The sequence below is a fragment of the Oceaniglobus sp. K40-3 genome (genome assembly GCF_055808395.1).
In genome coordinates, this window is sequence record NZ_CM147868.1 from 627,118 (window position 1) to 650,488 (window position 23,371).

28 protein-coding genes and 1 pseudogene are annotated in these 23,371 nt (G+C 58.0%); 20 read left to right on the plus strand and 9 right to left on the minus strand.

Features of this window, described 5'->3' with window-relative positions; all coding sequences use genetic code 11:
• Nucleotides 1-5 precede the first annotated feature (5 nt).
• Both AC0L7P_RS03270 and AC0L7P_RS03275 read left to right on the plus strand, forming a co-directional pair.
• The gene (locus tag AC0L7P_RS03270; RefSeq protein WP_473434473.1) at nt 6-242 is read left to right on the plus strand and encodes a hypothetical protein; all 237 of its coding nucleotides are present in this window, start codon (nt 6-8) and stop codon (nt 240-242) included.
• Nucleotides 243-286: 44 nt separating this feature from the next.
• A complete protein-coding gene (locus AC0L7P_RS03275; RefSeq protein ID WP_473434474.1) occupies nt 287-1,387 on the plus strand; it encodes a hypothetical protein in 1,101 nt (366 codons plus the stop codon).
• Between the two features lie 3 nt (nt 1,388-1,390).
• Here AC0L7P_RS03275 and AC0L7P_RS03280 read toward each other — a convergent pair whose 3' ends face one another.
• Nucleotides 1,391-2,446, minus strand: coding sequence for a sulfatase-like hydrolase/transferase (locus tag AC0L7P_RS03280; protein WP_473434475.1), 1,056 nt, complete (start codon nt 2,444-2,446; stop codon nt 1,391-1,393).
• Nucleotides 2,410-2,820 (minus strand): sulfatase-like hydrolase/transferase, encoded by a 411-nt coding sequence (locus AC0L7P_RS03285; protein ID WP_473434476.1) that lies wholly within the window; start codon nt 2,818-2,820, stop codon nt 2,410-2,412. The genes AC0L7P_RS03280 and AC0L7P_RS03285 overlap by 37 nt, the downstream gene beginning before the upstream one ends.
• 104 nt (nt 2,821-2,924) lie before the next feature.
• Here AC0L7P_RS03285 and AC0L7P_RS03290 point away from each other — a divergent pair, with 104 nt between their 5' ends.
• From AC0L7P_RS03290 to AC0L7P_RS03310, 5 genes are all read left to right on the plus strand, one after another.
• Entirely contained in the window at nt 2,925-3,920 is a 996-nt protein-coding gene (locus AC0L7P_RS03290) for a Bug family tripartite tricarboxylate transporter substrate binding protein (protein WP_473434477.1), read from the plus strand.
• Between the two features lie 68 nt (nt 3,921-3,988).
• Nucleotides 3,989-4,447, plus strand: coding sequence for a tripartite tricarboxylate transporter TctB family protein (locus AC0L7P_RS03295; RefSeq protein ID WP_473434478.1), 459 nt, complete (start codon nt 3,989-3,991; stop codon nt 4,445-4,447).
• 3 nt (nt 4,448-4,450) lie between these two features.
• A complete protein-coding gene (locus AC0L7P_RS03300) occupies nt 4,451-5,929 on the plus strand; it encodes a tripartite tricarboxylate transporter permease (protein ID WP_473434479.1) in 1,479 nt (492 codons plus the stop codon).
• Nucleotides 5,926-6,630 carry a FadR/GntR family transcriptional regulator gene (locus AC0L7P_RS03305; protein WP_473434480.1) on the plus strand — a complete coding sequence of 235 codons (705 nt, stop codon included), beginning with the start codon at nt 5,926-5,928 and terminating at the stop codon, nt 6,628-6,630. The genes AC0L7P_RS03300 and AC0L7P_RS03305 overlap by 4 nt, the downstream gene beginning before the upstream one ends.
• Before the next feature lie 14 nt (nt 6,631-6,644).
• Entirely contained in the window at nt 6,645-8,084 is a 1,440-nt protein-coding gene (locus AC0L7P_RS03310) for a sulfatase family protein (protein WP_473434481.1), read from the plus strand.
• Here the strand turns inward: AC0L7P_RS03310 and AC0L7P_RS03315 are convergent.
• Together AC0L7P_RS03315 and AC0L7P_RS03320 are read right to left on the minus strand one after the other, a co-directional pair.
• The gene (locus AC0L7P_RS03315; RefSeq protein ID WP_473434482.1) at nt 8,081-8,530 is read right to left on the minus strand and encodes an EVE domain-containing protein; all 450 of its coding nucleotides are present in this window, start codon (nt 8,528-8,530) and stop codon (nt 8,081-8,083) included. The two genes, AC0L7P_RS03310 and AC0L7P_RS03315, sit on opposite strands and share 4 nt — an antisense overlap.
• A 285-nt stretch (nt 8,531-8,815) precedes the next feature.
• Nucleotides 8,816-9,628, minus strand: coding sequence for a hypothetical protein (locus AC0L7P_RS03320; RefSeq protein WP_473434483.1), 813 nt, complete (start codon nt 9,626-9,628; stop codon nt 8,816-8,818).
• Nucleotides 9,629-10,033: 405 nt separating this feature from the next.
• Between AC0L7P_RS03320 and AC0L7P_RS03325 the strand changes: the two genes are divergently transcribed.
• From AC0L7P_RS03325 to AC0L7P_RS03345, 5 genes are read left to right on the plus strand one after another with little or no spacing between them, the layout of a single operon-like run.
• Complete coding sequence (locus tag AC0L7P_RS03325) at nt 10,034-10,699, plus strand: hypothetical protein (RefSeq protein ID WP_473434484.1); 666 nt, start codon at nt 10,034-10,036, stop codon at nt 10,697-10,699.
• A gap of 11 nt (nt 10,700-10,710) precedes the next feature.
• Complete coding sequence (locus AC0L7P_RS03330) at nt 10,711-11,685, plus strand: IS1595 family transposase (protein ID WP_473434485.1); 975 nt, start codon at nt 10,711-10,713, stop codon at nt 11,683-11,685.
• A 21-nt stretch (nt 11,686-11,706) separates the two neighbouring features.
• Nucleotides 11,707-12,561: a hypothetical protein gene (locus AC0L7P_RS03335; protein WP_473434486.1), complete on the plus strand. Its 855-nt coding sequence runs from the start codon at nt 11,707-11,709 to the stop codon at nt 12,559-12,561.
• Nucleotides 12,554-13,066: a type II toxin-antitoxin system VapC family toxin gene (locus tag AC0L7P_RS03340; RefSeq protein ID WP_473434487.1), complete on the plus strand. Its 513-nt coding sequence runs from the start codon at nt 12,554-12,556 to the stop codon at nt 13,064-13,066. The genes AC0L7P_RS03335 and AC0L7P_RS03340 overlap by 8 nt, the downstream gene beginning before the upstream one ends.
• Nucleotides 13,038-13,181 (plus strand): hypothetical protein, encoded by a 144-nt coding sequence (locus AC0L7P_RS03345; protein WP_473434488.1) that lies wholly within the window; start codon nt 13,038-13,040, stop codon nt 13,179-13,181. The genes AC0L7P_RS03340 and AC0L7P_RS03345 overlap by 29 nt, the downstream gene beginning before the upstream one ends.
• A 147-nt stretch (nt 13,182-13,328) precedes the next feature.
• Here AC0L7P_RS03345 and AC0L7P_RS03350 read toward each other — a convergent pair whose 3' ends face one another.
• Nucleotides 13,329-13,592, minus strand: a complete 264-nt coding sequence (locus AC0L7P_RS03350) for a hypothetical protein (RefSeq protein WP_473434489.1) — start codon at nt 13,590-13,592, stop codon at nt 13,329-13,331.
• A 694-nt stretch (nt 13,593-14,286) separates the two neighbouring features.
• On the opposite strand from AC0L7P_RS03350, the gene AC0L7P_RS03355 reads away from it, so the two are divergent.
• Nucleotides 14,287-14,661 carry a hypothetical protein gene (locus AC0L7P_RS03355; protein WP_473434490.1) on the plus strand — a complete coding sequence of 125 codons (375 nt, stop codon included), beginning with the start codon at nt 14,287-14,289 and terminating at the stop codon, nt 14,659-14,661.
• 183 nt (nt 14,662-14,844) lie between these two features.
• Here the strand turns inward: AC0L7P_RS03355 and AC0L7P_RS03360 are convergent.
• Nucleotides 14,845-15,998 (minus strand): IS3 family transposase gene (locus tag AC0L7P_RS03360; RefSeq protein ID WP_473432659.1). Its coding sequence is split into 2 segments (ribosomal slippage): nt 14,845-15,749 and nt 15,749-15,998, totalling 1,155 coding nucleotides; the frame shifts between segments, so codons are not numbered across the junction.
• A 72-nt stretch (nt 15,999-16,070) separates the two neighbouring features.
• Here AC0L7P_RS03360 and AC0L7P_RS03365 point away from each other — a divergent pair.
• Nucleotides 16,071-16,223: a DUF433 domain-containing protein gene (locus AC0L7P_RS03365; protein ID WP_473434491.1), complete on the plus strand. Its 153-nt coding sequence runs from the start codon at nt 16,071-16,073 to the stop codon at nt 16,221-16,223.
• An 85-nt stretch (nt 16,224-16,308) separates the two neighbouring features.
• The gene (locus tag AC0L7P_RS03370; RefSeq protein ID WP_473434492.1) at nt 16,309-16,746 is read left to right on the plus strand and encodes an EVE domain-containing protein; all 438 of its coding nucleotides are present in this window, start codon (nt 16,309-16,311) and stop codon (nt 16,744-16,746) included.
• Nucleotides 16,747-17,018: 272 nt separating this feature from the next.
• On the opposite strand, the pseudogene AC0L7P_RS03375 reads toward AC0L7P_RS03370, so the two are convergent.
• From AC0L7P_RS03375 to AC0L7P_RS03385, 3 genes and pseudogenes are all read right to left on the minus strand, one after another.
• Nucleotides 17,019-17,174, minus strand: a pseudogene (locus AC0L7P_RS03375) (EVE domain-containing protein); the annotation flags it as partial.
• Nucleotides 17,171-17,443 carry a YciI family protein gene (locus AC0L7P_RS03380; RefSeq protein WP_473434493.1) on the minus strand — a complete coding sequence of 91 codons (273 nt, stop codon included), beginning with the start codon at nt 17,441-17,443 and terminating at the stop codon, nt 17,171-17,173. The gene AC0L7P_RS03380 and the pseudogene AC0L7P_RS03375, both read right to left, overlap by 4 nt.
• Nucleotides 17,444-17,500: 57 nt before the next feature.
• Nucleotides 17,501-18,586, minus strand: coding sequence for a tRNA (adenosine(37)-N6)-threonylcarbamoyltransferase complex transferase subunit TsaD (locus tag AC0L7P_RS03385; protein WP_473434494.1), 1,086 nt, complete (start codon nt 18,584-18,586; stop codon nt 17,501-17,503).
• A 73-nt stretch (nt 18,587-18,659) separates the two neighbouring features.
• Here AC0L7P_RS03385 and AC0L7P_RS03390 point away from each other — a divergent pair, with 73 nt between their 5' ends.
• The 5 genes from AC0L7P_RS03390 to AC0L7P_RS03410 all read left to right on the plus strand — a co-directional run bounded on the left by AC0L7P_RS03390 (nt 18,660) and on the right by AC0L7P_RS03410 (nt 23,367).
• Complete coding sequence (locus AC0L7P_RS03390) at nt 18,660-19,343, plus strand: uroporphyrinogen-III synthase (RefSeq protein ID WP_473434495.1); 684 nt, start codon at nt 18,660-18,662, stop codon at nt 19,341-19,343.
• A 321-nt stretch (nt 19,344-19,664) separates the two neighbouring features.
• Complete coding sequence (locus AC0L7P_RS03395; RefSeq protein ID WP_473434496.1) at nt 19,665-20,723, plus strand: hypothetical protein; 1,059 nt, start codon at nt 19,665-19,667, stop codon at nt 20,721-20,723.
• A complete protein-coding gene (locus tag AC0L7P_RS03400) occupies nt 20,720-20,875 on the plus strand; it encodes a hypothetical protein (protein ID WP_473434497.1) in 156 nt (51 codons plus the stop codon). The genes AC0L7P_RS03395 and AC0L7P_RS03400 overlap by 4 nt, the downstream gene beginning before the upstream one ends.
• A gap of 11 nt (nt 20,876-20,886) precedes the next feature.
• Nucleotides 20,887-22,371 carry a heme biosynthesis HemY N-terminal domain-containing protein gene (locus AC0L7P_RS03405; RefSeq protein ID WP_473434498.1) on the plus strand — a complete coding sequence of 495 codons (1,485 nt, stop codon included), beginning with the start codon at nt 20,887-20,889 and terminating at the stop codon, nt 22,369-22,371.
• A 315-nt stretch (nt 22,372-22,686) separates the two neighbouring features.
• Nucleotides 22,687-23,367, plus strand: coding sequence for a GntR family transcriptional regulator (locus AC0L7P_RS03410; protein WP_473434499.1), 681 nt, complete (start codon nt 22,687-22,689; stop codon nt 23,365-23,367).
• Nucleotides 23,368-23,371: the final 4 nt, after the last annotated feature.

Genomic DNA, 23,371 nt, shown 5'->3' on the forward strand with positions numbered 1-23,371 from the left:
ACATGATGAACGCACCTGAACTCGGTATCACCGTGATGCCCGAATACGCCCAATCCGAAGGAATCGAGGCGGTTTTGCACAATCTGACCGATGTGGCAGGGGCAACATCGCTGACCACGTCGCCCTATGTGGCGGCGCAATCGGCCCCCGGCACCGGCCACCGCGAACCGCCGGGGGATGGGGGCTGGGGCACAAGCGCCTGCTGGATCGCCCACTTTGGGGCCAGCGCGAGCTGTGGCTGACGGCCGCACCATCGTTCCGGCCTGACCCTGCGCTGTACGATGGTTTGGCCTATCGCCCGCCGGTTGCCGATGCCCTGACAGACAGCGACGGCGCCGTCGTCGGGCAGTTTGTCGAGGCGGCCAAGATGCGCGGGCTTGAGGTGTGGATGCAGATTCAGGCGGCGATTCCGCCTTGCTACCGGGTGCAGTTTGGCGGGCCGCTGCCGGGGGATGAATCCCTGTTGCCCGATGGCACAGCCCGGCCCGGGCGGGTGGATCGCAACGCGTCACTTGCCGCGCCGGATGTGCGGGCCTATGTGCGGGCGATCACCCGGGATCTGTGTCAGACCTATCCCCAGATCGACGGTTTGAAATACGACTGGCCGGAATATCCGGCCTATCACTTTGACGCGCTGTTTTTTGATTTCAACCCGGCGATGGCGCCCCATGCGACAAAGCTGGGCCTTGATCTGGAAACGCTGGCGCAAGGCACCCAAAGGTTTCTGCGCGATCTGGGGGATGGTGCGGTGCGGCGCAAAAATATCGCGCTGGACGATTTTGACAGTTTCCGTGACAGCCTGCTGTCGGCCTATCCGGTGCTGGGCGACCTTTTGGCCCTGCGCCGCGCCGTGGTGACCGATTTTGCCGCCTTCCTGCGGGAAACGGTGGATGAGGCCAGCGGCGGGCGGTGCAAACTGTTTCTGCACGCCTTTCCGCCGCCCCTTAACATCGCGACGGGGCTTTGCCCGGCGTCGGTGGCGCCCCATTGCGATGCGATCGGGGTCAAATTCTATACAATGCACTGGCCCCTGATCGAAGCCGAGTATCTGGCCGCCCTGACCAGCCGCGCCGATTTCGCCCCCGGTGATGTTGCCCGCGCCCTGAGCCGTATTCTGGCGCTGTCCCCCGACACGCCCCGACAGGCCGGTGATATCCGCTATCCCGAACCCGATCAGCCACACCCGGCCCCCGAAGCGGCCATTGCCGCCAAGATTGCACAGGCCCGCGCCGAGGCGGGAAATGTGCCGGTCTGGGGCATGTCCCATGGTTATGGTCCCACCGAAGACGTGATGCGGCGGTTTCGGGCGCTGGGGGATGGCCCGGTTCAGATGAACCGCTATTGTTATCTGTCCGACGAAAAGCTGGCAGCACTGGGGGCGCGGTAATCCTCATTCATATCGGTTGCGGGCCTTGTCGGGGTCTTGCCAGCGGGCCGGTTCATCGGGGTGGGTGGTGCGCACCCAATCGCGCAAAACGCCCACCCGTTCGCCCTGCACCTGTTGGCGGATGGCGATCTGCGCCGGGTTCCAGCCGTGCAAAAGCTGCGCTGTCAAGTCCATCAGGGTGTCGGCATGGGCCGGATTACCCGCCAGATCGGTTATCTCGTCCGGGTCAGTGGCCAGATCGAACAGCATCGGCGCCATGCCATCAAACCACATCAGTTTATACCGCCCCTGCCGCAGCATCCGGTGACGCGTGTCACCCACCGCGATGTTCATCAACCCGCCGTAATAGGAACTGACCGCGCTTTGCGGCGCATCCACCGCGCGCAGATCGGTGCCGATTTGCCCCGGCAGGGGCTGCGCCTGCCCAAGGGCAAGAAGGGTGGCGGACAGATCAAGCAGGCTGCACACTCGGTTATCAACGCCATTGGCAAACCCCGTGCCCCGTATGATCAGCGGCACCTTGGCGCTTTGATCGTACATCACGCTTTTCCACCACAATCCCCGTTCGCCCAGACATTCACCATGGTCGCTGGCATAGATGCTGATGGTGTTGTCCTGCCCTTGGACCGCATCAAACACCCGCCCACAGATCCGGTCGATCATCTGGACAAGGCCGTAATAGGCGGCGCGGCTGTTGCGGATCGCGTCCTCTTTGACATCGGGCATCCTGCCGGCCTGTCGCCATGCCGCAAGGGCGGGATGGTCGGTATCGGGGGGCGGAATGTGCGGGGCCGGCAGATCAGTGAAGCGGTCAAAATCATCGCGCCGGGCGATATAGGGGGGATGGGGGCAAAACAGGCTGACCAACAGGAAAAACGGCCGCCCGGTGTGCTTGCGCTGTTCTTTCAGGGCGGCCAGCGTGCGGTCGGCGTGATCGGCCACCGCCAGATCATAGGCCTGATACGAGGTTTCCCCAGCCCCGGAATGGGCCAGTTCGGGGCCGCGATTGCCCCGCCCCTTGGTCAGATCACCAATGTCAGGCGGCGCGCCCCGGGCCACGACGCGCCAATATCGCCAATGGGACGATGGGCAAACCCGTGCTGTTGGTCCGGCCCGTAAAAATGCATGCGCCCCACCAGATGGCAATCATACCCTGCCGCGCCCAGGGCATGGGCGATGGTGGGAATGTCGGATGGCAGGTAACAATCGTTGTTCAACACGCCCGATACATGGGGCTCCAACCCCGTCAGAAACGCCATGCGCGACGGAACGCACAAAGGCGCAGGGCAATAACAATTGTCAAAGCGGGTGCCCTGCGCCGCCAAATGGTCAAGCGCAGGGGTGCGGGCATGTGTATCGCCAGCGCAGCCCATGACGCGGGCGGCGTGCTGATCGGTCATCACCATAACGATGTCGGGGCGGTTGTCCTGCATCGGTTGGACCTTTCTTAAAAATGGTCTGGACAGTTTGAGTTCGAATCAATATTGGTTGGACCAGAAAATCACAAGCCGGAATAGACCGGTGCAAGGGAGGAACCATGGATATTATGCAGAAACTTGGCCGGGTAACCGGCGCATTGCGCGGCACCTTGGGTGTTGCGGCACTGGTTGGGGCGGTCTTATCGGTTGGACCAATCGCTACCGGACAGGCCGCCGCGCAGGAATTTCCGACCGAGCCGATCCGCGTGATCGTGCCATTCAAACCCGGCGGGCGCACCGATGTGGTGGCGCGGCTGATTGCCGAGAAAATTCAAGAAAATGGGTGGCTGAGCCAGCCGATGGTCGTGGTCAACGCCGATGGCGGCGCGGGTGCAAATGCCGTGAATCAGATGCGCCGGGGCAAGGCCGATGGTCATACGATCATTCACTGGCACCATCAGGCCCTGATCGCCATCGCGATGGGGTTGGGTGATTTCGATCTCTCGGATTTCCGCTCGCTTGGCTATACCGGCGGCGGCAGCCCGATCTGGGCCGTGCGTGCGGACAGCGAATTTGACACCATTGGCCAGCTTGTCGATCACCTCAAGGCCAATCCCCGTTCTTTGGTCGAGGCGGTGGGTATCGGCACCATTCCGCATTTCGTGGGCGGCATGTTTGCCAATGCTGCGGGGTTTGAAACCCGCTATGTGACAGCCAATTCGGGGGCCGACCGTTTGCGCCTGCTGCTGGGGGGCAACGCGGATATCGCGCTGTTCTCGGCGTCGGAATACCTTGCGCAGGGCGAAGGGCTGAAGGCGCTGGTGTATTTCGGCCGAGAACGCCTGCCTGATATGCCCGATGTGCCCACGGCGACCGAGCTGGGCTATGACGTGTCATGGGCCAACCCCAACTGGTGGCTGGCCCCGGCTGGCACGCCCGATGCGGCGGCAGATGCCCTGTCTGCGGCCCTGGAAAAGGCGATCAACGACCCTGATATCGTTGAATATTTCAAGAACAACACGCTTGAGCCTTATTGGGTAAGCGGCCCTGACGCCATGGCCGACGCAGAAAAGACGCTGGAGGCGCTGAAAAAGGTCGCCGCAACCATCCAGTAACTTTCCCAGACTGGCCGCCGTTCCGTTCAGGGTGGCGGCCTTTTTCCCTTTGCCCCGGAGTATGCGTCTTGCCTGACTTCAGCCGCAGAACCCTTGGCGATCTGGCCCTCTGTGGTGCCGTGATTGCCGGGTCGGCCATTCTGTTTATCGGCTCTGCCGATCTGCCCCCGCCCCGGTTTGAGCCAATGGGCTCTGCCGCGATGCCGCGCATTCTGGGCAGCGTTCTGATCTTGCTGGCACTGATCGTGGCGATACAGGCGCTTCGCCGTCCCGAACCGGGGAGCGTGCCGCAACCTTTGCCGTTTCGCGGGGCGCTGGTTCTGGGCGCGTTGGTCTGTTTCGTGGGCGCGCTCGATTTCGGTCGGGTGCCGTTTGTGGCGGCGGCGACGGTGTTTGTCATGGCGACGGGTGTGATCATGTCGCGCCCGACCCTGCGCAACGCTTTGGCCTTTGGCGCACTTGGCCTGATTGTGGCGCTGGTGCTGTCCTGGGTGCTGACCTCTTTCCTTTATATCAGGATCGGATGACCGGTGCTTGACGCTTTTACCCTTTTGTTTGAATGGCAGAACCTGCTGTTCCTGATTCTTGGCACCGGGCTTGGAATTGTCGTTGGCGCCATTCCGGGCCTTACCGCCTCCATGCTGATCGCGCTGACCCTGCCATTGACCTTTCATATGGATCCGGTCAGCGCGGTGACGCTGCTGATTGGCGAATATGTGGGCGGGATTTCGGGCGGCTTGATCACTGCGATCCTGCTGCGGATGCCCGGCACCCCGGCCAGCATCGTCACCACCTTTGATGGCTATCCCATGGCCCAATCAGGCCGCGCCGAACGGGCGCTGGCGCTGGGGATCATGGCGTCGGTCGTGGGGGGCGTCATTTCATGGGTATTTCTGGCCGGGATGTCGCCCGCGCTGGCCCGGTTTGCCCTGCAATTCGGACCTTGGGAATATTTCACGCTGGTCCTGATGGCGCTGGTCATGCTGGCGGTGCTGGCGCAGGGGTCGCTGGCCAAGGGGCTGTTGGCGGCGGCCTTGGGCATGGCCTTTGCCCTGCCCGGCATCGACAGCAGCATCGGGCAGGCGCGGCTGACCTTTGGCAGTTCGACCCTGTTGTCGGGGTTTGGCCTGTTGCCGGTGCTGATTGGCGCCTTCGCGATTTCGCAGGTGTTGCGTGATGCCAATGAATCGGGCGCGGCGCTGAAGATCGAACCACCGAAAAAGCGCCTGCCGGTCTATTGGTCCGATCTGCGCACCCATGGGCCGAACATGCTCCGGTCTTCGATTATCGGCACCTGGATTGGCCTGTTGCCCGGGATTGGTGCCAATATCGCGGCGCTGGTGTCGTATTCCACCACCAAACAACTGTCGAAAGAACCGGAAAAATTCGGCACCGGGCATGAACCGGGGGTGGTGGCCGGGGAAACGGCGAACAACGCCAGCGTTGGTGGCGCGCTGATTCCGCTGATCACCATGGGCATTCCGGGCAGCGTGACCGAAGCGATCCTGATTGGCGCGCTGACCATCCACAACCTGCAACCCGGCCCCCTGCTGTTTCAGAATGCGCCCGAGATCGCCTATGGCATCATTGCCGCCTATCTGGTGGCCAACATCATCATGCTGATCATGATGTGGGGCGCGGTGAAATGGATCGCGCGGGTGGTGCAAATTCCCCGCGCGGCCCTGCTGAGCGTGATCCTCGTGTTTTGTGTTGTCGGGTCATATGCCGTGAACAGCAGCTTTGCCGATGTCTGGGTGATGATCGCGTTTGGCGTGATCGGTCTGGGGCTTGAGGCGGCGCGGGTGCCCCTTGGTCCCTTCGTGATCGGATTTGTCCTGTCGCCCATCGCCGAGGAACAATTGCGCGCCTCACTGATGATGTCCGATGGCAACGTGCTGGAAATCCTCGACCGGCCATGGGCGCTGACCTTTCTTGCCCTTTGCGCCCTGACGGTGGCATGGCCTGCGGTGGCGCAGCGGTTGGCGCGCCGCAACGGGGGCGAAAAATGACAGTGTTGGTATTGCCGACAGGCGGGCGGCGGTATTTGCAGATTGCCCAGGGAATCGCGGATCAAATCAATGGCGGTGATTATGCGCCGGGTGATCGCCTGCCCCCGGAACGCGAACTGTCGGCGCAGCTTGAGGTGAGCCGCACCACGGTGCGCGAGGCACTGCTGGCGCTGGAAATCATGCGCTATGTGGAAATTCGCGTCGGGGCCGGTGTGTTTGTTCTGTCGGGCAACATGCGCGACCCGGCCAGGGGCAACCTGGTTGAAATGGATACCGCCGGCCCCTGGGAGGTGCTGGAGGCGAGACGCCTGATCGAGGGCCATTCTGCCTATTGCGCGGCCCAGCGGATCGACGATGCCACTCTTGCCGCGTTGGAGGAAACGGTAAACCGCATGGGCGGCGCGCTGGATGATATTCCCAGGTTCGATGCGGCAGATGCCGAATTTCACTTCATCATCGCCGGGGCGGCAGGCAATGCGGTGATCGAATCTTATGTCAGCCACCTGTGGAAGATGCGCCAGAGCGAGCTGTGGGAAACCTGGTATGACAAGACCCGGCACCGCAAAAACCGAGTCCGCTCGGTCGAGGATCACCGGGTGATCCTGCGCGCCTTGAAGCGCCGTCTTCCCGAAGCGGCGCAAACCGCCATGCGCGCCCATCTTGATGTGCTGGCCGAACGCTTTTTCGACCTAAACCTGTGACAGGAGAACCAACCGTGACCGACAAACCCGATATTGTGATGATCATCACCGATCAGCAGCGGTACGACACCATTGCCGCCTTGGGCGCGTCGCACATGGATACGCCCAACATCGACCGTCTGGTCGAACGGGGGGTGAATTTCTCGAACTGCCATGTCACCGCGCCCAGTTGCGTGCCGTGCCGCGCGTCGCTGTTCACCGGATATTACCCCCATACCAACGGCGTGATTGCCAATGGTCAGGCCTGGAGCCGCACCTGGGTGAGCGATTTGCAGAACGCCGGGTATCAGACGGTGAACATCGGCAAGATGCACACGATCCCCTATGACGCACCCGCCGGGTTTGACGAACGCTTCGTGGTGGAAAACAAGGATCGGTATATGGAGGGCCGCTGGTTTCTTGATGAATGGGACAAAGCGCTGGGCGCCCATGGGTTGAAGAAACAGCAGCGCGAGGAATATCGCAAACGCCCCGATTACAAGGACCGCCTTGGCGCCTTCACCTGGGATTTGCCCGAACGGTTGCAGTCGGACAATTTTGTCGGCGGCATGGTGCAATGGTGGCTTGAGACAAAGCCGGTGGAAAAGCCGCTGTTCTTGGTTGTCGGCTTTCCCGGCCCGCATCCGCCCTATGACCCGACGCCGGAGTATGCCGAAAAATACATGGCCCGCGATATTCCCCTGCCCGATGTGACGCAGGCCGAAATGGACGGGTTGCCGCCGCCCCTGACCGAAAAGCGCCAGCATGATGTCGAGGTCGATCACGATTCCGTTTCATGGAAGCTGAACCCGACCCGCGAAGAATTGCACCGCATGCGGGCCTATTATTACGCCAACTGCGAAATGATCGACCGCGAGGTGGGCGATATTCTGGACGCGCTGGAAAAACGCGGGCGGCTGGACAATACGATCATCATCTTCACCAGCGATCACGGCGATTGTCTGGGCGATCATGGGCTAAGCCAGAAATGGGCACCCTACGAGGAAATCACCCGCGTTCCGATGATTATCTCGGCCCCGTCACGGTTTGCCGGGGGGCGCGAGGTGAATGAACTGGTGCAACTCTTCGATCTTGGCCCGACAATTCTGGAATGGGCCGGGGTCACCCCCGATGCCAGTTTTGAGGCGACGTCCCTGAACCCCGCGCTGGACGGGCAGCCGTTTGCGGGCCGTTCCCATGTGTTTTGCGAACAGGGGGGCGATGTGAACCTGACGGGTGCGAAATTTCTGACGATGGTACGGTCAGACACTCACAAACTGGTGCATTATCAGGGGGCGGATTTCGGGCAGTTGTTCGATCTGGTCAACGATCCGAAGGAAACCCGCAATATCTGGGATGATCCGCAAGCGGCAGGGGTGAAATCAGATCTGTTGATGACCCTGATGAACTGGCATGTGGACAGCGCCCTGCACACCCGGGATGCGCGCAAACGGGTCGTGGCGCCGGTCTGTTAAGACAGCCCGCCGAGGGACCGGACGATGTTCCATTCCTCGGCGGTGACCGGCTGTACCGACAGGCGCGAATTTTTCACCAGTACCATGTCGGACAACCGCGCGTCGCCCTTGCAATCATCCAGCGTGACGGGTGATTTCAGTGGCTCGACTGCCTTGATATCCACGCATTCCCAACGGTCATCGTCGGTGGTGCTGTCGGGATGCGCCTCGGCCATCACCTCGACAATGCCGACCACGGCCTTTTCGGTTTGCGAATGGTAAAATTGCCGGAAGTATTGCAGCTTTTGGCCACTTTCCGGGCGCAACTGTTTGAAAAAAACAAAGAGAAACCAACAAGACCTTTGCCCCTTGTTTGATGACGTTGCACCTGCAAAAATTTTGGGGGAAGCGGAAGCCGGGCGTAGCCCGGATGTAGCTTCCCCCAAATTTTTTTCGCTTGCATTCATACCCTGATCGTCACGGAAGGGATGAGGATGAGCTGACCAGCACAATTACCTATAGGATCGGCAGGAAAATGCTTGGTGGTTACCAGAAAAGATAAGCACTCCGGTAAAAGCTATAAGCAGGCAGCTCAAATGACCCCAAGGGTTCTTTAGGGCTTAAAGCAATGACGAGACGTAACAGTTTGCTTTGATACAGTCCTCGAAGATTTGCTACTTAGGTGGGAGGGCAGAGGTTGCACGACAGAGTGACGAATTGGAAGCTTAAGCAGGTTGCCTACCGGGACATTGTCATTCGTTTTCGTATGAGAATTTGGGATCCCGATCATCGGTAGAGCCAAAGCTTGCAACGCGGACATTTGAGATCCGGAGATCGCAACAAAGTTCAAAAAGATCCTGTATCGACTGCCCCCAAGAGGTGGGCACCACGAGAATTGAGTTTGTGTGGTTCGATGCCCGTAGCGCTGCCATAGCAAGGGTTTCTACCAAGTATCGGCGATGGAGTGTTTTGCGATGGGATTTACACTCGATGAGCGCCACGACGATATCGTTTTGCATTACGGAGAAATCCGATGGTATGAGTGAATCCCTCTTTGTTCGAGCGATTTCCACATCGGCACCTAAACCAAGATCAGCTGGGTTCTCGCAAAGATACTGAAAGACTTCTTCTTCAAATCCAACCGCGCGTTTCATGCGGTCATGCCCAGCAATTCGGCGGCCCTGTTCAGCCTCCGCTCTTCTCAGGGCGATCTCTAACTGCCTGCGTGACATACTGCCTGCGAAAAACTGGGATGAGAGTTCAGCCGCCAAGGCTCCGGAAACAGTAGATATCTGAGAAAGTGTGAGAACTCCTGTCATGGAGATTTTATTATTTTCTATTGCAAGGATTTCAGGCGCGTTTTTCTTCATCCATTTTATCGCTGTGAGGGGGTTCCTGAGGCTCGCTACCTCGACGCCTCGGAGCTTTGCAACATGTGCAAGCAATTGGTTGGCTTCAGTAAATCCGTATCGCTTGGGGTTATTCAAGGCAGCTGAAAGGCCTTTACCGAATGCCATCCAGTCCCGGATCTCTACAAGTTCAGTAATCGAAGTAAAAGGTGTCATGAGTCATGGTATCAAGAATTTTAACTTTGTGAAACATATACTTGTAGTTTATTGTCAATAACGAATCGAAGGTGGTGACATGATATTCTCCCATAATTTTATCTGCTTTCACGGAAGGTTGAGAGGCGAGTGCAGGCTCAAGGAACCCATTGCGGTGGCGTTCATCAAGCCGGACTTGCGGCCCGATCTAAGGTGCACTTCTCAGTTTTAGCCCGCAATCTTCCGCGTGGAAGTCCTTTGAAGGTAGTAATGTTTGCGTAAGAAAATTCACATATGCGCCAAAGGGGCCAACCATGGCGAGCGCATCGTCTACCTTGTCGATGACACCGGTGCCATTGATCAATACTCTTTGGCGTATTCCTTGGCGCGCCGAAAAAGCTCACGCTTGCTTCGCGGGAGCAAGCGTTGGGCGCTGTAATCGCGTTACGGCTTTGGGCCAAATTGGTAGATGTAAATGTAGAGCAATCGATGTTCTACGAGGATTGTCTATCTACCGAACAGGTCGACAGCCTGAAATACTACGTACATTTGACAACAAGGGAACTACGCGTGCTCACCAAGGCAACGCCGTTGAACCTGAATAGGAGATTGGCAAACGCCCAGAGGTGCGATGTAGGAACGTTTCGGCGCAGGCTACATTTTGTAAATGACTACTTGAGTTTTCTTGGCCAATGGGGTGATCGCTATCATAATAGGGTAGGATCCTCTCAAACATTGACAGAACAAAGGCGTAAACGCCTCTCGCCATCCTTCAAGACAGGAAAGCGATCCAAACGGGGGTACGGTTATGGATCGATTGCAAAAGAAGTACTTAGCGATGCTAATGCAGTTTCAATGTCAAGGATCGAGCCAACACCAACAGCTGATCTCGATAAATTTAAGCTTTGGCTGGTCTCCACAGAATTTTCGAAAATTTGGAAGAATGAAGCGATCGCTCTAAGAAATCGCGTCCTGATGGATCTGCTCGCTAAGAACGGTGGGCGCTTGGGTGAGGTTCTTCAAATCAAAAATTGGGCGATTGTATATTTGACAAACCCAGCTAGGACTCCTATATTGGAGTCAACAAGTTAGAGGTTTTCGCCATGTCCGTTCTTTCCGCCCCATACATGCACGACGAAGCTGCCGCCTTCGCGCACGTTGAAGCGATGCTCTGGGCTGATGGTCCAGTTTGCCCGCACTGCGGCGTGATTGATAGCGCCTACAAGCTTGAAGGCGTCCGCACAAAGGCGAGCAAGAAGAACCCGGAAGGCAAAGAGCGGCACGGTCTGTGGAAGTGCCGCGAATGCCGCAAGCAGTTCACCGTTCGCAAGGGCACGATCTTCGAGGAAAGCCACCTGCCGATGCACCTGTGGCTGCAAGCCATTCACCTGATGGTGTCCAGCAAGAAGGGCATTAGCAGCCACCAGCTGCACCGCGTTCTGGGCATCACCTACAAATCCGCGTGGTTCCTGACCCACCGCATCCGCGAGTGCATGCGTGACGGCGCGCTTGCGGGCTTTGGCGGTAACGGCGGCATCGTCGAGGTTGACGAAACCTTCATCGGCAAGGAGCCGGGCGTCACCAAGGCGAAGAACGCTCGTGGCGGTTCCCACAAGATGAAAATGCTGACACTCGTGGACCGCACCACCAAACGCGCCAAGTCCATCGTCATTGACGACCTCAAGAAGTCCACGCTGATCCCGATCCTGCAAGAGAACATCGCCCGCGAGGCATATGTCATGACGGACGAAGCCCGCCAGTATCAGGGTATCGGCGCTGGCAAGGTGTTCGACGCTCACGGCTGGACCAATCACAGCGCAGGCGAGTACGTGAACCTTGAGGACCGCGAGATGCACACCAACACGGTCGAGGGCTTCTACAGCATCTTTAAGCGCGGCATGAAGGGCGTGTACCAGCACTGTGGCAAGCAGCACCTGCACCGCTACGCGGCTGAGTTCGACTTCCGCTACAACAATCGTGTCGCAAACGGGGTAGATGATTCACAACGGGGCATTAAATTGTTAGTGTCAGCCAAAGGTAAGCGGCTGACCTACCGTGGCTCATCAATGGTCGCGTAGAGCGACCAAAAAGGAACGGCAATGGCTAAGACATTTTCAGTTACGGTCTACCCTGACCCCTTGTCCGGGGAATTCCTGACTGTGTCTGATGCTCTGAACCAAGTACTGGACATGATTGAGGCCTTGGAACGTTCCGAGGCGATCAACCCCAATGAACGACAAATCGTGTGGCGTCTAACCGAGGCCCACACGAACAGTCCCCCATTTACCTTAGTAGCTGAACCATTCCCTTCTAGGCCAGACCTATCGGTTGTCTTGGAAGCCAACCGCGTATCAAGCCTTTTAGAAAGTGATGTTAGAGACCTCCTAGAAGGGCGTGTCGGCGGCGTTATCCTTGACTCCATGTCTGCGATAAAACGCGTAATCGAGAGAAACACGAACACTATTACCAGAACTGAAATCGTGTTTTCTGGCGGCGAACCCTTTAGTATTCGCCCGCAGAATGCCAAGAAGGCAAAAGCTGCGATAGAGCGCGCTGAGATAGCCGAACGGGAAAGCAAGCCTGACTGGCAACGCACCGAATACGGAACTGTTGAGGGCGAAATTTCTGGCCTCACGAGGTGGAATGGCAAGCCCGCACTTGACGTTATTGAGAGACTTTCTGAGAGGAAATTTACATGCGTTCTATCCGAAAATTTATCAAAAAAGGTAGGGCCTGCGCATAATTGGAGCGAGGTCTGGGAAGGACGTAGAGTAAATCTGATCGGCGCACTGCACTACAATTCCGATGGTGACTTAAAACGCGCTGATATTGAAGATTTTGAAGATGTACCTTGGACCGATGTGTCGATAAATGACATCAAGAGTTTTGATCTTCTGGGGGATAAGACAATGGGCGAACACCTTGACTTAGTCAGAGGTGAAGCCCGTGGCTAAGCCTAGAAAATTCTACTGGGACACCTGTGCATTCATCGGACTGCTAAATGGCGAGGCGGATAAACAGCGCGAATTGGAGATCGTCTACGGCTGGGCAAGGGATGGTAAGGCTGAAATCTGGACGTCCACCTTGGCAATGATTGAGTGCCGCCGAATTGGTGAAGAATCCTCCGCTCAGAAGCCAATGTCAGAAGATAACGGAAAAAAGATATCTGATATATTCAGACAGCAATTTATTAAACCAATTCCAATGGCGGTTGATATCGCCGAAAATGGTCGTCAACTCTGGCGTGACACACCCGGATTGGGTAAATATCAGGACGCTGTTCATTTGGCTTCTGCACTTCGATGGAGCGTGGAAACAATGCACACATACGACAACGATGATTTGCTGCACCTGTCGGGTAAGTTCTTATGCAGAAACGGCAATAAACTAAACATCTGTTATCCGGATAGTTCAACCGATGGAGAGTTGTTTGAACACGCGAAACAAAACCCAACTTGAGAAGTTCAAAGAGGCCGCCCGCGAACTAGAGGCGGACGACGACGAGGAACGCTTCAACGAGCGCTTGCGCAAGCTTGCGAAGCAGAAACCGGACGACAAGAAAAACGATGAGTGAGGTATTGATTTACCCCGCAGAATGGGGTATTTGGATACCTATGAAGCAATCCATCATTCACATTGTCGCGCGTGCGCTTGGTGTCCTCATCCACATCGACGGCCTTCCCTACGGGAAGCGTGGTCAGTGTGGCGACGTAGACGCAGGCTAGAAAAACCTGGCCAGCCAATCGTTGGTCCCTTTTATCGCCTTCGTGTAAGCAGGCTTTTTGCTGAACTCTATGACCATCAACTTGTCGTCGTCATCGACGTACTGCGCAAGGTGGTCTTTGATTTCTGTCGCAGTGTTATCAGCGTTTAGAAGCCACTGCGAAAGCTGGACCTTTACGGTGTCCAATTCATTGAGCCGATCTATCAGGCTGTCGTAGTCTTTCTCTGCAATAAGATCATAGGTAACGGTAAACAGTGCCATCGCTCGAATCACCCTTTGGTAGAATCCGATTCTGCCTTCGCCTCACGGGTTTGTCAAATATACAATCGCCAAAAATTGCGATATAGATGGGATGAACCGTGCTATTAGGATTGTTCGGCGACACAATGATCCTGACGATCCAAGAGAAGATGAGCCAAATGCAAAGACTCATGATCGGCTACTTAGGCTCGATGCTCGGAGTTGGCAAAATCTGCAGCTATGGCTCGAAGCGCACTTTCATCTGACAGAGGTGACCGACAGCCAATTCCTCATTGTAAGTCTAAGCCGAAATCCTCGCTTCGCAGGAAGTCCTCTAACGAAACGTGGCGCTCGACAACAGGTTTACCAAGCATGTGATTACGCTGAAATGCCTCGGCTGGCGCCTCATGATTTGCGACATGGAAGCGTTCGTGACCTCGCTAAAGAGGCGGTCAAGCAGGGATGGACACAAGAGCAATGGAGAAAGGTCTCTACCTATATTTACGGCTGGAGCGACCAGTCAAACATGCCTACGCACTATGTTGGCGATCAATGGACAGAGCATGCGGCAGAGGTCATGGAGAAGGTATGGCTTCGGCGTGAGGTGATCACATGATCACAAGACGAGGACGCGGTGTTCTGATACTGCGCCAACCGACTCAAAAATGGGTTTTGCCGGGAAGTTACAGGAAAAATGGGATCGATAGGAAAGTAAATGGATGATGCTGAAGGCCACGATGAGTGCCAACCTACCCAAAGTTTTCTGGTCCCAGAAAAGGGTGACCTCCGCCATACACTCGATGGATACGAATTCAATATTCGTGCAAATCGTTGGGAGATTCCTGGCGAAGGAAGAACCTACAATTTCATCTTGGATACAGTCTCACAAGTTTGCGAACCTTCACTTGCACATTCAATTCGTGAAGGGCTCGCCGATTTATTGATGGCTGCGGCGCCAAGCACGGTAAGGTCATCATTGCACGCGATAAACCGCCTTTTGAAGTATTGTAACCGCGACGCTCAAGAACGTATTCCACTGAAAGAAATTAACGGTGAGCTGTTGGAAGCCTATTTTTTTCAAAAGGTGTAGCTGCCGACAGAAGCCTAAAGCCGCTTCTCCAGACATTTATAGATTGGAACAGAGCAGGCCTGCTGGCCTGCGGTTGGGACGCTATAAAAGATCGGTCATTTAAGGCCGAAATCGCCTATATTGATGTGCTGACGCTCGACCCTGAGGCTGGCCTTATTGACCTGCCCCCCGGTCGTCCCTCATTCATAACGAGAGTCCTTGGGTTTGATAGTCGTCGATTTCGGGTGTGGCAAGCGCGCCGGGCGCGGTGCCATCATGTAGGTCAAGCGCCCGGCGCGCTTCTGCTGGGGTCTTGTTGCCGAGCGATGAGTGTGGCCTGACGTTGTTGTAATCGTAGCGCCAGAGGGCCAGCGTTCGGCGGGCATCTGCCAAGGTGTCGAAGATCTCTTCGTTCAGGCATTCATCGCGGAGGCTGCCGTTGAATGACTCGATGTAGCCGTTCTGCTGCGGCTTGCCGGGATCGATGTAATGCCACTCGACCTTGTTGTCGTTTGCCCATTTCAGGATCGCTTTGCTGGTAAACTCGGTGCCATTGTCCGAGACAATGCAGGCGGGCCTCCCATAGATCCGGACCAGCGCATCCAACTCCCGTGCGACCCTGGCCCCGGAGATGCTCGTGTCCGGGACCAGGCATAGGTTTTCGCGGCAGCAATCGTCGTTCACAGCCAGGATGCGGAATTTGCGACAGGCTCCGAAGGTGTCGGACAGGAAGTCCAAGGACCAGCGCTGGTTCGGGCGCAATGGCACTGGCATCGGTGTGCGGCTGCCTCGCGCCCGTTTCCGGCCTCTACGGCGGCGCACTGACAGACCCTCTTCCCGGTAAATTCGGTAAAGTTTCTTTTCGTTCATAATCATGCCCACGCGCTCCAGCAGGACGCCAATGCGCCGGTAACCGAACCGGCGCCGTTTCTCAGCAATCTTGTTCATTTCCAGGCGGACCTCCGGATTATCGGGCGATCTTTCGCGCCGCACGGTCTTGGGATCGACACCGATCAGGACGCAGACCCGGCGTTGAGAGATCGGATGATCCCGCATCGCCCGCAGCGCTGCGTCCCGCCGTTGCATCGGCGTCGTCAGGGCTTTCCCAGGAGATCCTTCAGCACAACATTGTCCAGCATGACATCTGCCACTAGGCGTTTCAGCTTCGCGTTCTCATCCTCGAGCTGCTTCAGCCGCTTAGCATCGGACAAATCCATCCCGCCATACTTGGCCTTCAGCTTGTAGAACGTCGCAGGGCTCAGGCCATGCTTCCGGCACAGATCAGCGGTTGGCAAACCAGCCTCCTGCTCTTTGATCATCCCGATTATCTGCGCATCGGTAAAACGGCTTTTCCTCATCTCGTCTGCTCCTTCAGGTTGGGCAGACTCTACATCAGATTGAGGGAACTTCCGGGGGGCAGGTCACCAGTTATGCGGGGAACAAGGGTCGGCGTTTACGAGATAGCAGGTCTTTCTAAGCAAGAATCCGTGACAGAGATTTTTGCAAAATTCCCCAGTCTGACCGTCACTCATTTGAAGCAGGCCACGCTTTATGCCAATGCTCACCCTTTGAAACATCGGTAATGCAGTTCATAGTGCGAAGAACAAGAACCTCCGATTTTTTTGAGGCTTGAGTCTTGGATAGTTATAAACAGGAAGGGTGGGACAAGTGTCAAAACATTACTGGTTATTCAAGTCTGAGAAATCTACTTGGTCTTGGGAGGATCAAGTCGCGAAGGGTGATGCGGGCGAGGAATGGGATGGTGTTCGCAACTACCAAGCGCGCAATTTTATGCGCGAGATGAAGGTGGGCGACCGAGGCTTCTTCTACCTATCGCAACGAGATAGGGAAATCGTCGGTATAGTGGAGATTATAGCCGAAGCACACCCGGACAGCACGACTGAAGACCAACGCTGGGAATGCGTCAACATTAAAGCGATCCAAAGTCTGCCGACACCTGTTTCGCTTGATCAGATCAAGACTGATCCACGTCTCTCGGATATGGTTTTGGTCAAAAACTCCCGCCTCTCGGTTCAACCGGTAAAGGAAGATGAATGGCATATCCTGTGCGAGATGGGTGGCCTCGTATCTGGGCCGCGGAAGTAAACCGGACTGAAGACAGCGCTAATAAGGCTCCTAAGAACACTTAGGGTTGGCGACCCCACTGAGCGCGAGCATCTGGTGGTGAAGTATGAATGACTTCGACTGAATGCATCTTCAAGGCGAGATGGAAGTCGAGCAGGTTCCAGATTGCGTTTCCTTAAAAGATGAAAACTGCCCCCAATTTAAGGGCAGTTTTGAAACGGGTCGTTTTGATTTGCGCAAGATATTGATATCAATGCCTTTAGTGTGTGGTGGCTTCACTATGCTTCCGGCAAGTAGAAGAACCCCAGATCGCCGACCGCCATATCGCGCATGAAGTTGCGCGCCTGATAATTGCGCACGCCGTCCCATTCTTCGCCCGCGTCACCCTTGGCGACCTGCATATCCCAGGACCAGACGGAGGGTTCGGATTTGAACAGCCAGTATTTCATCCGATCACCTGATTCCACGCGATCAGCTCAACCGAGGAAAACAGCCCGGCCTTGGCATAGGGATCGTTGGCCGCCCATTCCTGTGCTTCGGCCATATCGGCCACCTCAAGCACGATCAGCGACCCGCACATTTCCCCGGCATCGTCCAGAAACGGCCCGGCCCGTTCCACCACCAGCGATGCCTTGAGATAACTCACATGATCGGGGCGGTTGTCGGCGCGCACTTGCGACGCTCCGGGTTTGTCCTTGGCAATCAGGGCCACGCGCATGGTTTTCTCCTTTGTGTTTGGCGGCAGTTTAGGCGCCGGGGGACGGGGTGCAAGGGGTTATGCCTTGGCGCCCTTTTTGCCACTGCCCAGCATGGGTTGCGCCGCCTTATCCAGCGGCCAGCGGGGCCGGGCCGACAGGGCCATGTCATCAAACAGGCCCAGACGGTAACGTTCAATCCCGGCCCAGGCAATCATCGCGGCGTTGTCGGTGCATAGGGGCAGGGGCGGGGCCAGAAACCGCAGGCCGGTCTCGGCGCACAGGTTTTGCAGGCCTTCGCGGATCGCGCTGTTTGCGGCCACACCGCCAGCGACGGCAAACACCGGCGCTGCCGGGGTCAGCGCCAGATATTGCGTGATCGCACGGCGGGTCTTGGCGATCAGAACATCGCGCACCGCCGCCTGAAACCCGGCGCACAGATCGGCGCGGTCGCTGATCCGCAGGGCGCCGCCTTCCATCACCTTGTCCCGTTCGCGCAGCAGGGCGGTTTTCAGCCCCGAGAACGACATATCCATATCGGCGCGGTCAAGCAGGGGACGGGGAAAGGCGAACCGTTTGGCATCGCCCGCGCGCGCCGCGTCTTGCACCGCCGGACCGCCGGGTTGCGGCAGGCCCAGAAGTTTGGCGGTTTTGTCGAATGCCTCGCCCGGGGCATCGTCGATGGTGCCGCCCAGTCGCTGAAACCGATCGGCACCATGAACCAACAGGAACTGGCAATGCCCCCCGACACCAGCAACATCAGATAGGGAAATTCCACGATATCCGTCAGGCGCGGTGTCAGGGCGTGACCGGCCAGATGGTTCACCCCGATCAGGGGCAGCCCAGACCCGGCGCACAGCCCCTTGGCGCACATCACGCCCGACAACACCCCCGATCAGCCCCGGCCCGGCCGTGACCGCCACCGCGTCACAATCGCGCAACGTCAATTGCGCCTCGGCCAGTGCCTGTTCCACGCAATGATCGAGCTTTTCGGCATGGGCGCGGGCGGCGATTTCCGGGACCACGCCGCCGAAATTGGCATGCAGCGCGGTTTGCCCCGCCACGACCGATGACAATATCTGTGGCATGCCGTCGCCATGGCGCACGACCGCCGCTGCCGTATCGTCACAGCTGCTTTCGATGCCAAGAAGGGTCAGCGTTTCCATGGCGGCTCCGGTTGCGGGTTTATCTGACCGCAGCTATCACCGGGGCGTGGCCCAGACAATAACCGGGAACAACATGGCAACCCTTCTTCTGACCCGACCACTGGCGCAATCACAGGCCTTTGCCGAAACCTGTCGCGCAGCGGGCTTTGTTGGCCCGGTTACGATTTCACCGATCCTGAATATTCTGCCCGTCGCGCTGGCGAACCATCCCGCGCCGGGGGACAGGCTGGTGTTCACGTCGGTCAATGGGGTGCGCCAAGCTGCGGCGCAGTTCGATCTGCGCGGCTTTGATGGCTTTGCCGTGGGTGACAAAACCGCCGAAGTGGCGCGTGAGCACGGGATGACCTGCCGTTCTGCCCAGGGCGATCTGCGCGATCTGGTGGCGCTGTTGCTGGATGTGCGCCCCACCGGTTTGCTGTGGCATCTGCGCGGGGCGCACAGCGCGGGCGATCTGGCGGCGCTGGTCAATGCCAAAGAACTGACCGCGCGCGCGGCAGTGGTTTACGATCAGGTGCCAATGCCTCTGTCCGATGCAGCGCAGGCCCTTTTGCACAGGGATGAACGTTTGATCCTGCCGCTGTTTTCACCGCGCAGCGCGGCGTTTCTGGCGCAAGAGGCGGCTTCGGCCACCGCTGCCATTTTCCCCGTCGCAATCAGCGCCGCCGCCGCTGCCGCATGGACGGGGCCGGGGCACCCGGTGGTGGTTGAAAGCCCTGATGCCGCCTCGATGCTGCGCGGTATCATCGCGGCTGCTTGATGGAACCGGTCTTGTTGGCCGGGGGTTGAAAAGATAAGCTGTGTTTATTGCAGAAAGTCCGGCCCGCCCGGGTCCGTTATCGAAAGGTGTGTTGAGCGTGGCAAAACCGACGAACCGCAGGAAATCTCCGTCCCGATCTTCCACGCCCAAGACGAGTGTACCGGAAGAGACGACGCCACCGGTTGACGGCACCCCAACCACCATCGCAGATGTAACGCCAACACCGGCGAGCCGAGTCCGGAAACCCCCGAGGAACCGCCCAGCACCGTCGAGGAAACGCCAGAAACCGCCGATTCAACACCTGCCATCCCGGATGATCCGGTGGAAACGGCACCGGCTGAAGATACCCCGGCAACAGAGCCTGCGCCGCAGGATGCCGCAACGCCGGATGATGCGCCTGCTGACGAGGCCGCTTTTGAACCGACGCCGGAACCCGCCGCCGAACCGGCATTGGTCATTCCGCCGGAACCGGTCGAACAGCCGCGAATCGCCAAAGGTCCGGGGTTTGTCACGCTGCTGTTGGGCGGGGTGATTGCCGGGCTGATTGGCTATGGCGCCGCAAAATACGATATTTTCGGTTCTGGCGATGATGGATTGGCGCAGATCGAAGCGCGCATGTCCGATCAATCGGCCCGGATCGAAACGCTCGCCGGGCAAATCAGCGCCGCCGAAGACGCGGCGAAAGCAGCCGGGCAAGCGGCAAATGCCAGCGCCAGCGCAGAGGATCTGGCCGCCCTGCGTGAGCAGGTCGAAAACCTTCCTGCCCCGGTGGCCAATGAAGGCGCTGCCAGTGAAACTGCCGATCCGGGGCTTGAGCCGCGCATTGCAACGCTGGAAACGCGGGTTGATGACCTCGCGGCCAATATCGAAACGCTGACCAGGCAGGCCGCAGATGCCGGTGCGTCGAACGAGGCCATGTCGGCCTATGAGGCGCAACTGGCCACCTTGCAAAAGGAATTGGACGATCAGCGCGCGGCGATTGCCGACGCGAAATCCTCGGCCGATGCGGCGCGCTCTTCGGCTGCGGATGAAACACGGCGGATCACGGTTCAGGCCTCGCTGGCGCAGATTTCGGCGGCGCTGGAGAATGGCGAACCCTTTGTCGATGCGGTTTCGTCCCTGAAAACCGCCGGTGATGTGGATGCCCCCGCAGCGCTTGGCGATGTGGCGCCAAAGGGCGTTGCCACGCTCAGCGCCTTGCAGGCCGATTATCCTGCGGCTGCGCGTCGTGCCCTTGCGGTGTCGATCCGCGAAAATTCGGGGGTGGGGCGCTTGACCGGTTGGGGGATTTCCTCAAGGCGCAGACAGGCGCGCGGTCGCTTGATGCGAAAGAGGGCGATGATGCCGACGCGATCCTGTCGCGCGCCGAAGCGGCGTTGAAAACCGGTGATCTGGCCACCACCCTGAGCGAGATTGCCACCCTGCCCGACGTCGGACAGGCCGAAATGGCCGATTGGTCGGCCCGCGCCAAGGCCCGGCTTGACGCTGAAACGGCACTGGCCGATCTCAACGCCACTCTGCACAGCAACTGAGGACGATATTGATGCTCTGGTCTCTTTTGAAATTCGTCCTGTTCATCTGTATCGTTGCGGGGCTGGCGCTGGGCGCCGGTCAGTTGATGGAAACCGACGGCGGCGTGATCGTGTCGATCGGCAACATCGAATTCACCCTCGGCCCGCTGCAATTGGTCATTGCCGCGCTGCTTTTGCTGTTGGCGGTGTGGATCATCCTGAAAATCGTCAGCTTTCTTGTGGCGCTGATCCGGTTCCTGAACGGCGATGAAACCGCTATTTCGCGCTATTTCGACCGCAACCGCGAACGAAAAGGGTTTCAGGCCCTTGCCGATGGGATGATGGCCCTTGCCTCGGGTGAGGGAAAATTGGCCATGTCCAAGGCGGCGAAGGCGGAAAAATACCTGCACCGCCCCGAGTTGACCAATCTGATCACGGCGCAGGCCGCGGAAATGGTCGGTGACAAACACAAGGCCGAGGCGGTTTACAAAGACCTTCTGGTCGATGACCGGACCCGGTTTGTCGGTGTGCGCGGGTTGTTGAAACAAAAGCTGGCGGCAGGCGATACGGCGACGGCGCTGAAACTGGCGGAAAAGGCGTTTGCGCTGAAACCGAAACACGCCGAAACGCAGGATTTGTTGTTGCAGCTTCAGGCCGGCGATGCCGACTGGTCGGGTGCGCGCAAGACGCTGGGCAGCAAGCTGAAATACGGCACACTGCCGCGCGATGTGCACAAGCGGCGCGATGCGGTTCTGGCGCTTTCCCAAGCGCGCGACGTCCTGGCCGAAGGCAACAGCATCGAAGCGCGCGAGGCGGCGATCGAGGCCAACCGTCTGTCGCCCGATCTGATCCCGGCTGCGGTGATGGCTGCGCGCGGATACATCCAGAACAACCAGCTGAAGTATGCCACAAGGGTGCTGCGCAAAGCGTGGGAGGCGCGGCCTCATCCCGATCTGGCCGCCGCCTTTGCCGAGATCGAACCGACGGAAACGCCAAATGAGCGGATCAGGCGGTTTCGTGTGCTGACCCGGTCCAAGCCCGAGAACCCCGAAACGAAAATGCTGCTGGCCGAGCTTTACATCGCGGCCGAGGATTTTCCCGCCGCGCGCCGTGCCTTGGGTGATCTGGCCACCTCTGATCCGACGGCGCGGTCGGTCACGATCATGGCGGCGATCGAACGGGGCGAAGGCGCCGACGATGCCATCGTGCGCGGCTGGCTGACCCGGGCGCTGACCGTGTCGCGCGGGCCGCAGTGGGTGTGTGACAATTGCCATACGATCCATGCGGGCTGGACGCCTGTATGCGACACTTGCGGGGCCTTTGACACCTTGTCGTGGACGGTGCCCAAGGCCGGTGAGGTTGCGATGCCCAGCAGCACGGAAATGCTTCCGCTTATCGTCGGGCAGATTGCACAGGCGCCCAGCGACGACGACGTTGAAGATGCGTCACCCGACGCCGATGTGTCGGAGCCTCTGGACGCCGAAATTGTGCCGGAAAGCGAAGAAAAGGCGCCCTGACCAGGCAGGTGCGCCCGCAACATCAGGCTGGCCGCAAGGCCGGCTGACCCGCTTTCAGTCGTCAGCAGTGTTCCTTTGCTTGCCAATCAAGCCCGGCGAAACCCGCGGGGCCAGTTGGTGATCGCCGACATCCCGCCTTTGCCAAAAATCACCCCACAAATGGCCGCGCCGATCATAATCGGCGCGGCGAAATACTGCGTGCAGGAAATGGGTTGACTGTAGAGTACGCACTGAGTACTCAATTAGGTAACATTAAGTACACAGTGGATGTTCCAGGACCAGTTTGGCGAGAGATCAGGAGCGGTGGTTGTAACGATGAACGCAGTTCTTCCCTCAAAAGAGGAGACATCGCTGCCGCTGCGCGAGGTGGCGCATGCACGGTTTCGCAGTGCGATCCTTGATGGGCGGCTTTCCCCGGGCGAGTTTGTGTCACAGCGCAAGCTCTGTGAATTGCTGGATGTTCCGATGGGTGCCCTGCGAGAGGCGTTAAAGCGGCTGGAAACTGAAGGACTGGTTCAGGTTCTGGCGCAGCGTGGCATTCAAATTCAGGATATCAATCTGACCCTGATCAACGAAACCTTTGAATTCAGGGTGATGATCGAACTGGCGGCACTGCCACGATATTTGGCGCAGGTGCAAAAGCCCGAACTTGCGTTGATCCGCACCCAGACGGAATGGGTTATCGACGAGGAGAAAAAGGGCAACATTCGCAAGGATGTTCTGGATCAGGCGCTTGAAATTGACTGGGCACTGCACCGGGCGATCGCCCATGGATATGGCAACAGCATCGTGCAGAACACCTATCGGGTGCTGGGCGACAAGCTTCAGCTTATCCGCCTGAACCGCGCCTTCAATCCGACCCGCGTATCCGATGCCATGATGGAACATATGGCGATTATCGACGCTCTGGAAGCCGGAGATGAAGCGGGGTCCGTGGTCGCGCTCAAGGCGCATCTGACGACATCATGGCAGCGTGCCTTGGGCATAAGGGATTGAAGCG

Excerpts from the sequence above, each read along its gene's own strand:
- AC0L7P_RS03270 (WP_473434473.1), top strand. The coding sequence starts at position 6 with ATGAACGCACCTGAACTCGGTATCACCGTGATGCCCGAATACGCCCAA.
- AC0L7P_RS03285 (WP_473434476.1), bottom strand. The coding sequence starts at position 2,820 with ATGCAGGACAACCGCCCCGACATCGTTATGGTGATGACCGATCAGCAC.
- AC0L7P_RS03290 (WP_473434477.1), top strand. The coding sequence starts at position 2,925 with ATGGATATTATGCAGAAACTTGGCCGGGTAACCGGCGCATTGCGCGGC.
- AC0L7P_RS03305 (WP_473434480.1), top strand. The coding sequence starts at position 5,926 with ATGACAGTGTTGGTATTGCCGACAGGCGGGCGGCGGTATTTGCAGATT.
- AC0L7P_RS03315 (WP_473434482.1), bottom strand. The coding sequence starts at position 8,530 with ATGAATGCAAGCGAAAAAAATTTGGGGGAAGCTACATCCGGGCTACGC.
- AC0L7P_RS03320 (WP_473434483.1), bottom strand. The coding sequence starts at position 9,628 with ATGACACCTTTTACTTCGATTACTGAACTTGTAGAGATCCGGGACTGG.
- AC0L7P_RS03330 (WP_473434485.1), top strand. The coding sequence starts at position 10,711 with ATGTCCGTTCTTTCCGCCCCATACATGCACGACGAAGCTGCCGCCTTC.
- AC0L7P_RS03335 (WP_473434486.1), top strand. The coding sequence starts at position 11,707 with ATGGCTAAGACATTTTCAGTTACGGTCTACCCTGACCCCTTGTCCGGG.
- AC0L7P_RS03350 (WP_473434489.1), bottom strand. The coding sequence starts at position 13,592 with ATGGCACTGTTTACCGTTACCTATGATCTTATTGCAGAGAAAGACTAC.
- AC0L7P_RS03355 (WP_473434490.1), top strand. The coding sequence starts at position 14,287 with ATGGATGATGCTGAAGGCCACGATGAGTGCCAACCTACCCAAAGTTTT.
- AC0L7P_RS03365 (WP_473434491.1), top strand. The coding sequence starts at position 16,071 with ATGCGGGGAACAAGGGTCGGCGTTTACGAGATAGCAGGTCTTTCTAAG.
- AC0L7P_RS03380 (WP_473434493.1), bottom strand. The coding sequence starts at position 17,443 with ATGCGCGTGGCCCTGATTGCCAAGGACAAACCCGGAGCGTCGCAAGTG.
- AC0L7P_RS03385 (WP_473434494.1), bottom strand. The coding sequence starts at position 18,586 with ATGGAAACGCTGACCCTTCTTGGCATCGAAAGCAGCTGTGACGATACG.
- AC0L7P_RS03390 (WP_473434495.1), top strand. The coding sequence starts at position 18,660 with ATGGCAACCCTTCTTCTGACCCGACCACTGGCGCAATCACAGGCCTTT.
- AC0L7P_RS03405 (WP_473434498.1), top strand. The coding sequence starts at position 20,887 with ATGCTCTGGTCTCTTTTGAAATTCGTCCTGTTCATCTGTATCGTTGCG.
- AC0L7P_RS03410 (WP_473434499.1), top strand. The coding sequence starts at position 22,687 with ATGAACGCAGTTCTTCCCTCAAAAGAGGAGACATCGCTGCCGCTGCGC.